This window comes from Candidatus Phytoplasma australasiaticum subsp. ipomoeae (genome assembly GCF_024425275.1).
GTDB lineage: Bacteria > Bacillota_I > Bacilli_A > Acholeplasmatales > Acholeplasmataceae > Phytoplasma > Phytoplasma australasiaticum.
Genome location: NZ_JALQCV010000002.1, coordinates 13,711 through 29,457 on the forward strand (window position 1 = coordinate 13,711; position 15,747 = coordinate 29,457).

The following is a 15,747-nucleotide window of genomic DNA, read 5'->3' on the forward strand; positions in this document are numbered from 1 at the left end:
TGGCCTACCTTTAACTGACTTTGTCCTAAAGATTTTGAATTATCAGTTTCTGCATGGCCTACCTTTAACTGACCTTGTCCTAAAGATTTTGAATTATCAGTTTCTGCATGGCCTACCTTTAACTGACTTTGTCCTAAAGATTTTGAATTATCAGTTTCTGCATGGCCTACCTTTAACTGACCTTGTCCTAAAGATTTTGAATTATCAGTTTCTGCATGGCCTACCTTTAACTGACCTTGTCCTAAAGATTTTGAATTATCAGATGTTGTTGCATATTCTAAAGGTTTAGCGCTTTGACTTTGACCATCATAATATTGATTTATCTTTTTATCAATATAATCACCTAATTTATTTAGAAGGCCCTTATCAGCGACATTTCCAGCTATATTACCTAACAAATCAATTGTTTTATTTAATGTAGTAGTAGTAGGTGAATCTAATTTTTTATCATCTATTTTATCAGTTTTTTGATTATTAATGTTTGTGTTATATAAAGAATCAGAACTAGATGGTGTTGAAGCAGAAATATATTCTAAAGAATTATCGAAATTAACACTATATTCATCTTGTTCATGTGAATAGAAATAACATAACTCATTTCCATAAATATTTATATAAATTATGTTAAACCCTCACCCAAACCGCACGGGCATATTCCTATGCATACGGCTTTCCGAGTTAAATTATACATTATTATATGTATATTTTCCTCTGTTTTTCTTCCCCTTGTGTAACAGGAATTACCTGCGCCTTGGTAGGACATGACCCCTACGAGTACTATATCGAGATAGATTAAATCGGTTTTTGGAAAGCGAAATTTACGCTTTCATATTCGAAATTAGCCCCTCACGGAACCAGACAAGCAAGTTTCCAAGCATCTGGCGCCTAATATCTTTGTTATTGCTAACTTAAATAAATTATTACTTATTTATTTTATGACATTCACAGATATTTTATTTTTTTATAAATCAAAAAATTTTTATTTATTAAAAGATTATTAATTAATAATATCCACAATATAGAATTTTATGGCAATTGTTAATAATAAAACTTCTAATTTACCCATTTAACAATAAATTATTTATAAATAAATGATTAAAATATTATTTGTAGATTTCTCGAATAAGTTGGGTGGTTTTTTAGTAATTCTGAGAGTTCTAGCTTTTCAAGTATTATTAATCTTTTTAATATTTTCATAAATCATTATTAATTAATATACATCAAAAAATAATATTAATATAGATTTTATATATCATGAATATTTTGAAATTTTTATTTAATTATTTTTAAAAATAATAACTAGACTCATAAAATCAGAAACCAAAATTCCATTCGGTGAATTTTTCTTCATAAACAAGCGTTAGTAATGAATTCATTTTTTGATTGAATCATTCTAGCTTTAATAATTGAGATACCTAACAAAATAAATATTAGTGACCATTTATAATTAAAAATAATTACATTACTTTCGGGTAAATTAGTACAAATTAACAAATTATTATTTAATAGATTTATCATTTTTTTTAATTAAATATATCGATAATTTTTATTATCAACTGTAACCATAAATATTATTATGTTATATTGATTAACTCTCGTTTATATTGGTTTTTTAGAATTTATTTTTTAAAACTATATTAGAGAGATAATTATTAAAATTCCTTTAAATTGCAATTTATTTTTGATCAATAAATATAAAATATTTAGTAGTATTTATAATCTACATCATTAGAGGAAGTTATTTAAGAATGTCAAAGATATTGAAACTCTTTCGCCATGTAAAGGTTATTACCCTTCGCCGTGGTCAGGTTCTTCTAAAATATTCCAATTCTAGAATTAAACTGACGACTACTGTAAGTTTCGCTTTTCCCTTGAGCCTAACAGCTGTTAGTTTTAACCCTTTGGTGGTGCTTTTAGGGAGATCAAAGTTACGACATAATTCTACGAGAAGTGTTAGGTGCAGTTTACAATTGTTGCCAATTGGAGCATTCATAAAAATATTAATAACAATATTTTAATGAAATTAGTGTAGAAAAGGGTTAGTTTTTTAACCATATTGATAATATATATAATACCAAAAAAAATATCATATATCTTTCCTAATCCTGGTGTCAATACCTTACCAGAATGTTTACAGATTACCACGCTACCTAACCGCTTAGGGATTTTCACCTTCTCCTTAACTTCTGGTCTGGCGCTGACTTATTGACTAGATATTTCGTCTCATCGCGCTTGCGTGCTTTTGCTGTTATTAATTACTCTTTCGAGACAATTAATCAAGCCCACCTTACAGTGTTTACGTGACCTCTGGAGATTATCACTCCAGGCTATGCGTTAAATAGCGGAATTATGCGCATCTTTTGCGCCCAAAAACTCTGTAAGCATTTATAAAATATCTAAGATGAATAAAAATGATTGGGCATAAATGCTCAAATCTAAATTAATAAATACCTTATTAAAAAAAGATATTTGTAAAAAAATCTTAATTACATTTTTATAAGAAACTTATCCAAGGTAGCTATTTAATTATTGGTAAGTGTTAAAGATCGCATGGCTTTAAATAAATCATCTCATTATATTTTTATATTGGTAAAAATATACGAAAAACGTTAAAAAAATACGTTTTAAAAATAAATCATATTTTTTCACGGATAGAACTTAATTGTAAGATAAAGATAATACAATTAACGCGCTAAATATGTCATTAACAAAAAATAATTAATTCAAAATATTTTTTTAAGAATAAACATATTTTGCTGATTTATTTAATTTGTAGCTTTAATTCAAGAAAAACTTCATGCTTATTTTAACTTCGCCTTGCATATAATTTTAATAAATGTTTACATTATATTAAAAATAATCATGCTTCTTGAATATGCTATTTTCCCTTAATGAATTTTCATTCTCAGGTAAATTCAACGGCTTAGCATGCTATCCCTATGCTAGGAGGACCATAATCTCCTAAATTAAACGCCCGAACTTGCGCACCTTATCCTGTGATTGTGTTAATTCTGGAGAATCCAAAATAGATTCGCCTTCTAAGTTTATATCTTCTGATGAACCAACTTCATATGAACTTTCAAAAACACCGGAACAAAACATGATCAAAGGGACTATTAAAACAGAAAATATCAAAAGAGACAAACCTATAAATTTTTTATTAAAATTTAATGGTTTTTTCAAATATAGTTAACCCCTTATTCATTAATTTAATTTTTTTTACAACATTTACTGCATTAAAATAAAATAATTACAATAAATTAAATTTTTATATTATTTAAAATTTTATTTCGTAAATTTTCAAGTTTTTTAAATTTTCATTTTTTCAAATTCTTAATTTTGATAAAGTATATTTTTTTTAATTTAAATTTTGGGTCTTCTATCTTTCATTATCAAAAAAACAAATTACCCACTAATATTATAACTCAAATAATCTTAAAAATAAACTTGAAAAAAATAAGATCTTAGAATTTGATATATCTATATATTAAATAAAATTAATTTTTATTTAAATTGACTATTATATAAATTATAATAAAAACCTTGTTTAGCAAGTAATTCTTGATGACTACCTTTCTCAACTAACAAACCATTTTGCAAAACTAAAATAACATCTGCATTTATAATAGTAGATAAACGATGAGCAATCACAAAAGAAGTTTTATTTTTCAATAATTTTTGCATAGATTGTTGAAAAAGAATTTCTATTTGAGTATCAACAGAAGCAGTAGCTTCATCTAAAATAACTATAGAAGGATTATTTAAAAAAGTTCTAGCGATAGTAATTAATTGTTTTTCTCCTTGGGAAATATTATCTAATTCTTCGTTAATCATAGTATAATAACCATCTGGTTTAGTCATGATAAAATCATGAACATTAACTTGTTTAGCGGCTTGCACTACCTGTTCTTCTGTAGCATTAAAATTACCATAACGAATATTATCCATAATAGTACCACGAAACAACCATGAATCTTGAACAACTATACCAATAATTTTACGTAAATCACTTTTTTTAATAGTAGAAATATCTATTCCATCAATTGTAATCTTTCCAGAAGTTAAATCATAAAAACGAACCAATAAATTAACTAAACTAGTTTTTCCAGACCCTGTAGGGCCAACAATAGCGACCATTTGATCTTTTTTAATCTCAAAACTAACATCCTTAAGAATAGGTTGATCAATATGATATTGAAAATTAACATGCGAAAACTTAACAAAACCCTCTACATAAGGAAGAGTTAAATCATTTTTTACATCTAATTCTTCACTTTCGGATAAAAAAGTAAAAACACGATTAGCAGCAGAAGAAGTAGATTGTAAAATGACAAACATCTGACTTAAATCTCTTAATGGATTCCCTAAACGCCAAATATATTTCATAAATGATTGAAACATTCCTAATTGAATAGTGCCAAATCCCAATTTAAATAATAAATATGGTATTTCCGTATCTTGATAATTTAACAAAAAATAACCTAATATAACAATAAAAGTCATCACAATATAAGTAAAACTATTAATAATAGGCATAACTAATCCAGAAATCCAATTAGATTTAAAAATAGTAGAAGATAATTGTTTGTTTAAATTTTGAAAATCATTAATATTATTTGCTTGTTGATTATATAAAATAATCTCTTTATGTCCGGTATATTTTTCTTGTAAAAAACCAAAATATTCTCCTGTTTTTTCAAATCTTTGAATAAAAACTGAACGAGCTTTTTTATTAATTAACCAAATCACAAATAAAGAACTCGGTATCATTAAACAAATTAATAAAGCGAATCTTACATTTGCCCAAAACATAATAAAAATAATCATCAAAATACTAAAACAAGAAAGAACAAAAGCTACACAAGATTGTTGTAAACCATTAGAAACTGTTTCCAAATCATTAATAGCAATACTCATAATATTACCTATAGTGTTATTTTCAAAATATGATATAGGTAATCTTAACATCTTTTGATAAACACGTTGTCTAATATTTTTAACAGATTTATGAATAATTACAATAATTAATTTATTATAAATAAATCTAGCTATGATACACAAAATATATAATAACAAATTAATAGATAATAAAAGAAAGATATAACCCATATATTCCGATATATTTTTAAAATAACTTAGAAAATATTTACGAAGAAAATCAAGAATAATATTATCTTTATAGATAATTTTCGAATTATTCTTAAAATTATTTTGAATAAAATTAATAATAACATTACCTTCAAAAATCACAATAAAAGCATCTATAGCAGCCACTAAAAAAATCAAAAAAATGCTAATAAAAATTTCTTTACGAAAAGGTTTTAAAAAATAAAATATTTTTTTCAATTTAGAACCTCTTTTATTTTTTGCGAAAATGCAATATTTTTATAAATTTGACACCTATGCATTAACTCCTCATGCTTACCGATATCAATAATTTTACCATCATCTAAAACAATAATCTTATCAGCATTCAAAATAGAACTCAATCTCTGAGCTACTATAATAATAATAGAATCTTTTCTTAAATAACTTAAATTTTGACGAATAGTTAAATCAGTTTGATAATCTAAAGCAGAAAAAGAGTCATCAAAAATATAAATATCCGGTTTTTTTAATAAAACTTTAGTAATAGCTAATCTTTGTTTTTGTCCTCCAGAAAAATTAGAACCTAATTCGCTAACTGGTTCTTGTAATTTTCCTTTAGTTTTATTAATGAAATCATAAGATTGAGCTATTTTAGCAAATTCCAAAATTTCTTCAGAATCTGCATTCGATTTTCCAAAAGCTAAATTACTTAAAATAGTACCTTTAAATAAAATATTTTTTTGAGAAACTACACCAATCTTATCCCTTAAAGAGGTCAAATTATATAATTTAATATCTACTCCATTAATTAACAAACAACCTTTAGTAGGATCTATCAACCTAGGAATCAAATTAATTAAAGTACTTTTTCCAGAACCCGTAGAACCAACCAAAGCAATTAATTCTGAAGAATGAACTTTAAAATTAATATCTGATAAAATCAATTTATCATTTTGATCATATCTAAAATCAACATTTTTAAACTCCAAACTTACAATAGGCTTAGATAAATCAAAATTATATTGTAAATTATTTTTAATTTCAGATTTAGTATTTAATAAATGTTCTATTTTTCTTAATGATACTAAAGCTTTAGGAAACATAGTGAATAATAATAAAAAATTTAAAATCGAATAAAGTATATGATATTGCAAATTAATACAATTATAAAGACCACCTAAATGAAAATCAGCTGGCATACCTAATTTTAAAATGTAAGCACCAAATCCAGTAGTAAAAATAATAGAAATATTTAATAATAAATAAAATAAAGGTTCCATTGAAAAAATTGAATTAAATAAATTAATATTTAAAAAAGCATATTGAGAATTTATGGCATTAAATTTAGAACATTCATAATTTTCTGTATTTAAAGTTTTAATAACTTTAATACCAGTTAAATTTTCACGTAATTTTGAATTTATTTGTTCTAAAACTTTTTGTTTTTGGGTAGATAAAAAATAATTTTTAAAAATAATACAAACAAAAATAATAACTAAAAACGGTATAATAGCCAAAACAATATATGAAAACACCATATAAATACGATTGATCAAAATCAAACTAATAATTAACATAATAGGAGCTACAATTAAAGCTCTATAAAGGCTAGCCATAAAATTAACAATTTGACCGACACAAGTAATACTACAATTCATTAACAAAGGTACACCGAGTTTTTTCATTTCTATAATTGAAAATGTTTGAATTTTTTCAAAAATATCTGTATTCAAATCTTTAAAAACTAAAGATGCTGTTTTCGCAGAACAAAAATTAATAATTAAATTACCAATAATAGCGCATAAAACCAATAATAATAAAGCACAAGTAATAAATAAAAAATTTTGCGAAGAAACAGGATTATCAATGACATAACGACCTATAATCAAAGGAATTCCAATTTCACCACTCGCTATAAACAAAACTGCCACAACATTTAAAAAAAGTATCATTTTATAACGCATAATATACTTAAAAATTAATTTCATAAAACTGATTTTATACCTTCTTAATTGAATAAAAATCAAAAAATTTTAAATTTTTAATAATCTTTATTCATTTGTTTAAATATCAATAAAAATTCTAACATTTTTTTGATATTTTTATATAAAAAAAAATTAATTCATATTACAAAAAAACAAATAAGTTTTTTTGATGTAATGAATTAATTTTTAAAGAAATATAAATTAATTTATTTAAATATTAAAGTAAATCATTATTCATACTATCGATATTTTGATAATTTTTTTCTAATACTTCTTCAACTACAGCGGCTCCAGTAGTTACCATTACAGATGCAATAGAAGCAGCATTTAAAACAGCTTGTCTAGTAACTGCCGTAGGATCCATAATACCATCTTTTACTAAATCTACAAATTGACCCGTTTCAGCATTAAAACCGAAATTTTCTTTTTGTTCTAATTGTTTTTGAATAATCATAGAAGCATCAAATCCTGCATTAGTAGCAATTTGTTTAGTAGGTTCTAACAAACTTTCTAAAACAATACTATAACCCTTACGAACACTTTCATTGGTAGAATTTAACTGACTTAAAGCAGTTTTATAAATTTCTACTAATGCTTTTCCTCCTCCAGGAACAATACCTTGTTCAATAGCGGCTTTAGTTGCATTTAAAGCGTCTTCGATACGCAATTTTTTTTCTTTTAATTCTGTTTCAGTAGTCGCTCCTACATGAATAATTCCGATACCACCAGTTAATTTAGCTAATCTATTAGTCAAATTATTTAAATCATGTTGATTAAAATCCTTCATAGATTTAATATTCGTGATTTGAGACTTAATCTCTTGAATACGCGATTCTAAAGCAGAAGTTTTATTATCAACTACCAAAGTAGTACTACCTTTTTTAATAATAACTTTATTAACTTTACCTAAAAATTTTTCATCTACATCTTTTAATTTCATATTTAAATCTTTAGAAATAAAAGTAGCCTGAGTTAAAATAGCCATATCTTGTAATAAATCTTTTTGATGATCACCAAAACTTGGAGCTTCCACTGCGACTGCATTTAAATAATTACCTTTTTTATTAGCAACTAAAATACTTACCATTTCATTATCAAAAGATTCTGCAATAATCAACAAAGGAACTCTATTACTTAATGAATATTCTAAAATACGATTAATTTCAAATATACTATTAATCTTATGATCGGTAATCAAAATTGCAGCCTGTTCTAATTCTATTAAAGAATCTTTTTTATTCACAACGAAATAAGGCGAAACGTAACCTTTATCAAATTGCATACCTTCAACAACATCCAATACAGTTTCAAAACTCTTAGATTCATCTACATTAACAACTCCTGTTTTGCCTACTTTTTCAATAGCAGCAGCTACAATTTTTCCTGTTTCCGCACTACCAGATGAAATAGTAGCCACATTTTCAATCTCTTCTTGGGTATTAACAGAACGAGATTTAGCTAAAAGTTGCTTAGCTACCACACGAGAAGCTTCTAAAATTCCTTGTTTCAAAAGAACACCTTTAAAACCGCCTGTGTCAAGAGCTTCAAAACCTTTACGAATCATACTCTGACCTAATAAAACAGCTGTAGTTGTGCCGTCTCCAGAAGCATCATTAGTTCGAGTAGCTATCTCGCATATAGCTTTAGCGCCAGCATTATGATAAGCATCTTTAAAACTAATTTCCTTTGTAATAGTAACGCCATCATTAATAATTAACGGACTACCATATTTTTGCTCTAATAAAACATTTTGACCCTTCGGTCCTAAAGTTATTTTAACTGTATTAGCTAATAAATCTATCCCTTTTAAAATTTTTTTTCTTGCTATTTCACCATAAATAATTTGTTTTGCCATAGTCATTTAATACTCCTTTTTTCTATACAAATTAAATCGTTCCATTTTTTAAATATAATTCAAAAATTAAATAAAAGTTTATTAATAATGAACATTATATATAGATAGATTATTTGCGTTTCAACATTAGGATGGGGTTTTTTATAATATCTATTACAAATAGCCCCCATCTAAACCAGATAAGAAAGTTTCCCAGCATCCATCTTGCCATAATTTATCCTCTTTACAAGGCTCGCTGGGTATTACCACTAATTAATTGTTTATTCTTATCTTTTTAAATTGGGTAATGTCGTGAACTGATTGATTCGTCTCATTTACTAATGACAATTCCTCTACATAATACCAAAATTTGTTTATTTGGCCTTTAAATAGGTTATCGATCATTAGTTTTTGCTACTTAAAGTTCTATTAATAAGATTTACTTTAACAATATAAAATAAAAACTTTTTTCTCAGCAGAAAGGAATAATTTTAGATTTGTCTTTGTTGATTAATCACAACGCTGGTTATTGGTTTTTATTTGTTAGATAACACAAAATATTTAAGCTTCTTCTGATGTACTCATTTTGGCAATAATATTTTCTGATTTAACAATTAAATATTCTTCTTCTTGTAATTGTAATTTTTCTCCAGAATAATTTTTATAAACCACTACGTCATTAACCTTTAAATTAGTTACCTGTGGGCCATAACTAATTACAATACCTAAAGAATCTTCTTTACGAGGGTTAGTGCTAATAATAAGTCCAGAAGAAGTACGTTCATCTTGAAATTTTGGCTTCAAAACAACATAATCATTTAAGGGTTGAATTAAAAAATTTGTCATAAATTTCTCCTTTTATTCTTAAGCAATCAAATTTAAATTTTTTTACATATAATTAGGATAAATTAACAAGTTTTAACGATAATATTTATAATTCATGCTTTATTATAGTTTTAATAACTTACACTCAAAAATAATCTAAATAACAATTTCCATACATTTATTTATTAATAAAATCTTGAAAAAGAATTAAAATTTTTAATTTTTAAAAAATAATTGACTTTTAAATATGCATAAGTTTAGTTATTTCAAAAAAGTAAGTTAAAAATTATAAATATTATAAATATAACTATTTTAATAATATAGTCAATTTAATGTCTTAAAATTTCTACCTTTAAAAAGGCAAGTGCACCTATAATTATTCATTAATTATTAAATTAATTATAAACTACTAAAAATTCTAAGATATAAAATTTCATTAAATACAAAAAAATAGCTAAAATTAAAATTTTTAAATTATTAAAATTTTAATTATTTTAATCAACTTATTAATTTCGCAAATAACTTCTTGCTAAGTTTTCACATTATTTAATTTAATCGATCTTACTATTTAATCTTACACTTTCACAAAAATAAATAAAATCACTTTATTGATATCTACATAAATTTCTTTTAATAATTATGCATTCAAAGACATTTATAAAATAACAAAATTATATGTATTTTTGTATGCAATAACTTAACATAATCATTATAATAAATTTTTAAATAAATTAAAGCATTAATAATAAATAAACACATAAAGTACGAATTCATTATAATGCAATTTATAATATTTTTTCAATATAACTTGTACAAAAAAATAAAATTAACTTTTATTTTTAATCAAATCTGTCAACATTTTGACAAAATCTATCATAGACATATTACGTTTTTCTGGATTATTATATTGGCGAACATGTAAATTATTATTTTGTATTTCGCGTTCACCAATAATAACTTGAAAAGGAATTTTTGCTAAATAAGCAGCACGAATTTTATAATTAAAAGTATATTCTTTATCATTAATCTCAACTCTTAAATTATGTTGTATCATTTCTTTTTGAATTTTTTTAACATAATCGATATGCAAAATATTATTAATAGGGATAATGATAATTTGTACAGGTGCAATCCATAAAGGAAAAAAACCTTTATTTTGTTCTATCAAATAAGCAGTAAATCTTTCTATAGTGGATGTAATAGCCCTATGAATCACTACAGGTGTTTTATTTTGATTATTATGATCTATATAAGATAAATTAAATCTTTTAGGCAATAAAAAATCTAATTGAATAGTTGATAAAGTTACTTCATGATTTAAAGCCGTGAATACTTGCACATCCAATTTAGGACCATAAAAAGCAGCATCACCAATTTTTTCTTTATAATTCAATTTTAATTCATTTAAAATATCTTTTAAAATTTTTTCAGAATTTAACCACATATTTGGATCATCAAAATATTTATCTTTTTTAGAAGGATCATGGGTACTCAAATTAAAATAATAATCTTTAATTCCAAAATCTTTATAAACTTCTTCGATTAAATTAATGATTTCAACAAATTCTTGTTTAATTTGTTCTGGCGTAATAAAAATATGAGCATCATTTAACGACATAGCTCGAACTCTTTCTAAACCTGAAACAGCTCCAGAAGGTTCGTAACGATGTAAAAGACCTAATTCAGCTATTTTTAGAGGTAAATCTTTATAACTATGAATTTTTTGACGAAAAATTTCCATATGATGAGGGCAATTCATAGGTCGTAAAATTAATTGTTCACCATCTTGCAATTGCATAATCGGAAACATATCTTCCTTATATAATTCTAAATGACCAGATGTTTTATATAAAGAAACATTAGCAACAACTGGAGTATAAACATGTTGATAGCCATATAATATTTCTTTATCGACAATGTATCTTTCGATAATACGCCTAATAGTTGCTCCTTTTGATAACCAAAAAGGCAAACCAGCTCCCACAGATGAAGAAAACATAAAAAAATTTTGTTCTTTATTTATAAATTTATGATCTCTTTTTTTTCTTTCTTCCAAAGTTTTTAAGTAATTAGCTAAATCGCGTTGTCTAAAAAAAGCAACTCCATAAATACGAGTCAAAACTTTATTTTTAGAATTTCCTTGCCAATAAACACCAGATGTTTTTAAAATTTTAAAATAACGATTAATATTAATATTAGGAAAATATTCACTTTCTTTACAAAAATCTAAAAAATTACCTCGTTGATATAAAAATAACTTTTGCGAAGGTTGAATAGATTGCAAGGAATGCAATTTATAATGATTAAATTTAAATAGGTCTTTAATATCCGAAATAGATAGTTCTTTTTCAGAAATAGGTAAATTTTCTCGAATAATATTAATCATAGTTTTTTCGATAATTTCAAAATCTCGTTCCGAAATTATATTATTAACTAGATCAATATCACAATAAAATCCTTCTTGATTTATAGACTTATTAACTAATAATGAATTAGGATAAATACGAAAAATAGCATTAGCCATAATTAAAGCGCTGTTATTATTTAAAATAGACCAAGAGATACTATCGGATATGGTAATAATATTTAACAAACCATCTTCAGTTAAAGGCTTATCTAAAGTAATTAACTTATTATTAAAATAAGCTGCTATTGGTAAATTTTCAAAATTATTTAAAAATTCCAAATTATTAGAAGTGATAATCTTATTAACGGTAATATTATTAGGAAATAATTGTTTTTGATGATTTTGTTGATATTCAATTTCAATCATATCATATATCCAATCCTTTAAAAAATGTAATTATATTTTGATAAAAATATTCCAAAAAATTAATGTTAAATCAAATAATAAAAGAAAAAATATTTTTTTATCTTAAAAAAATTTTTAAAAAAATAAAATATATAAATAATAAAAATTATTTACCCAAACAAAATTTCGAAAATAATTCATTAATTAAATCATCTTGTAAATTACTACCTAAGATACTTTCCAAAGATTGATAAGCTTCTTTTAAATGAATCACATGTATATCTATAGGCATATTCCTTTTTACATCAGATAAAATATTTTCCAAAGCTAAGACCGCTTGCTTAAGTTGATTAACTTGTCGAAGATTAAACAAATAATCAAAATTTTGTTCTTGAATATTTTGCAAATTAAATTTTGTTACAATTTGTTTTTTTAAATTTTCAATCCCTTCTTGTGTATGATTAGAAACAAAAACAATTTGTGATTTAAATTCAGATGATAATTTCATCTTAATTGGCAAATCTGATTTACTTCCTACAATAATTCTATTTTTATTTTTAGTCATATTTAATAGAATTATATCTTCAGGTTCCAAAATATTATTAACATCTAACAATAATAAAATTAATTCAGATTCATTAATAAATTTTTTAGCAATATTAACTCCTAAATTTTCTAAATAATCTTCAGTATGATGAATACCAGCTGTATCAATTAAACGCAAATTAACACCATTAACATTCACATAAACATCCAAAAAATCTCTTGTAGTTCCTGGAATATCAGAAACAATAGCTCTTTCTTCTCCTAAAAAACTATTTAAAAGACTAGATTTTCCTACATTAGGTTTACCTAAAATTAAAGTTTTAATACCTTCTTTAAGAAAACGAGTTTTACTAGAATTATCCAAAATTTTTGTTAATTTATTAATTAAAAATTCAGTTTGAGGTAAAATAACATTATTAGTAACAGTCGGTATATCATCATATATGGATAGAATATTTGCGTTTCAATATCAAAATTGGTATTTTTGATATCTATTACAAACAGCCCCCATCTAAACCGGACAAGCAAGTTTCCAAGCATCCGGCTTGCCATAATTTATCCTCTTTTGAGCACTAATTTGGTGTCCACCACTTCATTAGTTGCATTCCATTAGTTGCAATAAATTACTGACTTCTTTCGCCCTATGAAGGTCATTAACCTTCGTCCCGGAAGGGCGATTTTCTTTATCTTTTCCAGATAAAGTTTTGCTCCTTCGACTACTAAAAAGTCGCTTTATCCTTGGGCCTAATGATTTTTATCTCATTATCAGTTAATTTAATAACTTTGCCTTTAGGATTCTCCCAGTTACTCTAAATATCCAACCTTGATTCCTTAGGTGAAATAACCATTTTTCAATGGTGAGATTCCAGGTTTTTTTCGTTGATAAACTATCCAATACCAGAATATAATATTGATAGGTTCTGGACTGCTCGGTTTCAGTAGTTTGCGAGACAGGTTAACTTATTTACATCTTCTTTTTTTCTTAGGCCTTTTAAAGCTTATCCTTAGAATCATTTGGTGGCGGAGTCTTCTTGACTAACTACTTCATCGCACCCCCGCTTTTAAGAACTGCTGTAATTCCTTATTCTTTCGTTTAAGAACCATTCTTAACCTTTCAGTGTTATCGCCACTGGTGATTGGTTAAATCACACGATATTTAGGCCTCTTGGGCGCCCATTCTGGATAATCTATATTTACTTCTATACTCACTATTAAATCTAAAATCTGTTTATTTAAACTTTGGATAGTTTTAGATATTTTTTTTTGTAAACCTGCATGAGCCAATTTAATGAATTGAACATTTTGAGCATGAATATCGGGATAGATTAACTCGGTTTAGAAAGTGCATTGATAATTTAACTTTCATATTCGCAATTAGCCCCCCACAGAACCGGACAAGCAAGTTTCCCAGCATCCGGCGCCTAATATCTGATTACAGATATTGAAACTCTTTCGCCATGTAAAGGTTATTACCCTTCGCCGTGGTCAGGTTCTTCTAAAATATTCCAATTCTAGAATTAAACTGACGACTACTCTAAGTTTCGCTTTTCCCTTGAGCCTAACAGCTGTTAGTTTTAACCCTTTGGTGGTGCTTTTAGGGAGATCAAAGTTACGACATAATTCTACGAGAAGTGTTAGGTGCAGTTTACAATTGTTGCCAATTGGAGCATTCATAAAAAATATTAATAACAATATTTTAATGAAATTAGTGTAGGAAGATAAGTTTTAATAATTTAAAACCTTATTAATAATCTACATAATACGATTTAATTTTATTATGTATACTCCCTAATCCTGGTGTCAATATCTTACCAGAATGTTTAATGATTACCACGCTACTTAACCGCTTAGGGATTTTCACCTTCTCCTTAACTTCTGGTCTGGCGCCGACTTATTGACTAGATATTTCGTCTCATCGCGCTTGCGTGCTTTTGCTGTTATTAATTACTCTTTCGAGACAATTAATCAAGCCCACCTTACAGTGTTTACGTGACCTCTGGAGATTATCGCTCCAGGCTATGCGTTAAATAGCGGAATTATGCGCATCTTTTGCGCCCTAAATCCATAATAGCTTCTGCTTGTAATAAATCGATTTTCTTATTTAAGAAAGCTCTTTTACTAAATTCACCTGGTTCTGCTAATCTAAAAAATGGTAAAGACAAAACTCTTTCTAACAGGAGTTTAGTAATTAAAGTTCCTCCGTGAGCCTGAATTTCAATAATATCTTCACCTGTAAACGATTGAGGAGCTCGAAAAATAGAAATTAACACTTCATCTAAAACTTCGCCTAAATGATTTAAAATAAAACCATGATGAATGGTATGAGTGGATACCTCCAATAAATTAGTTTTTTTAATACCTTTAAAAATACTATTAATACCCTCAATAGCTTTATTTCCGCTTACACGAATTACACTAATACTACCTATACCTAAAGGTGTGGCAATAGCTGCAATAGTTTCTTCTTTTAACATTATTTACTCACTTTAATTTATTTTTTTATTTTGTTTATTTTAATATTTAAACCAAATGGTCAATTATTTTTTATAATATGGGATTTTTGGTTAATTTAATAACTAACCTTTAAGAATATCGACATTAATTCTTTAGAGGGGAGATATTTTTTATTTTAACAATAAGTTTTCATATTTCATTTGTTAATAAACTATCCGATAAGGCTTATTGTATATCAATATCAATAGCTTCTGGATTGTTCG

Annotated in this window: 9 protein-coding genes and 1 pseudogene; 1 reads left to right on the forward strand and 9 read right to left on the reverse strand. The window is 25.7% G+C overall.

Annotated elements, in window-relative coordinates; genetic code table 11:
* Window positions 1–398, reverse strand: a 398-nt coding sequence (locus NQK76_RS00120) for a hypothetical protein (protein ID WP_255872574.1), incomplete at its 3' end; no start/stop codon positions are given.
* A 2,582-nt stretch (window positions 399–2,980) separates the two neighbouring features.
* Here NQK76_RS00120 and NQK76_RS00125 point away from each other — a divergent pair.
* On the forward strand, window positions 2,981–3,193 hold the full coding sequence (locus NQK76_RS00125) for a hypothetical protein (protein WP_152908761.1): 213 nt from the start codon (window positions 2,981–2,983) through the stop codon (window positions 3,191–3,193).
* 311 nt (window positions 3,194–3,504) lie between these two features.
* Here NQK76_RS00125 and NQK76_RS00130 read toward each other — a convergent pair whose 3' ends face one another.
* The 8 genes and pseudogenes from NQK76_RS00130 to NQK76_RS00165 all read right to left on the reverse strand — a co-directional run.
* On the reverse strand, window positions 3,505–5,346 hold the full coding sequence (locus NQK76_RS00130; RefSeq protein ID WP_213680476.1) for an ABC transporter ATP-binding protein: 1,842 nt from the start codon (window positions 5,344–5,346) through the stop codon (window positions 3,505–3,507).
* Window positions 5,343–7,076, reverse strand: a complete 1,734-nt coding sequence (locus NQK76_RS00135; RefSeq protein ID WP_004995090.1) for an ABC transporter ATP-binding protein — start codon at window positions 7,074–7,076, stop codon at window positions 5,343–5,345. The genes NQK76_RS00130 and NQK76_RS00135 overlap by 4 nt, the downstream gene beginning before the upstream one ends.
* A gap of 214 nt (window positions 7,077–7,290) precedes the next feature.
* On the reverse strand, window positions 7,291–8,928 hold the full coding sequence (gene groL / locus NQK76_RS00140; RefSeq protein WP_004995093.1) for a chaperonin GroEL: 1,638 nt from the start codon (window positions 8,926–8,928) through the stop codon (window positions 7,291–7,293).
* 540 nt (window positions 8,929–9,468) lie between these two features.
* Window positions 9,469–9,753, reverse strand: coding sequence for a GroES family chaperonin (locus NQK76_RS00145; RefSeq protein ID WP_004995094.1), 285 nt, complete (start codon window positions 9,751–9,753; stop codon window positions 9,469–9,471).
* An 805-nt stretch (window positions 9,754–10,558) separates the two neighbouring features.
* A complete protein-coding gene (thrS, locus tag NQK76_RS00150; protein ID WP_004995096.1) occupies window positions 10,559–12,505 on the reverse strand; it encodes a threonine--tRNA ligase in 1,947 nt (648 codons plus the stop codon).
* Between the two features lie 145 nt (window positions 12,506–12,650).
* A complete protein-coding gene (locus NQK76_RS00155; protein WP_082396467.1) occupies window positions 12,651–13,484 on the reverse strand; it encodes a GTP-binding protein in 834 nt (277 codons plus the stop codon).
* 686 nt (window positions 13,485–14,170) lie between these two features.
* Window positions 14,171–14,314: a hypothetical protein gene (locus tag NQK76_RS00160; protein WP_158637925.1), complete on the reverse strand. Its 144-nt coding sequence runs from the start codon at window positions 14,312–14,314 to the stop codon at window positions 14,171–14,173.
* 773 nt (window positions 14,315–15,087) lie between these two features.
* Window positions 15,088–15,504, reverse strand: a pseudogene (locus NQK76_RS00165) (tRNA uridine-5-carboxymethylaminomethyl(34) synthesis GTPase MnmE); the annotation flags it as partial.
* Between the last annotated feature and the right edge of the window lie 243 nt (window positions 15,505–15,747).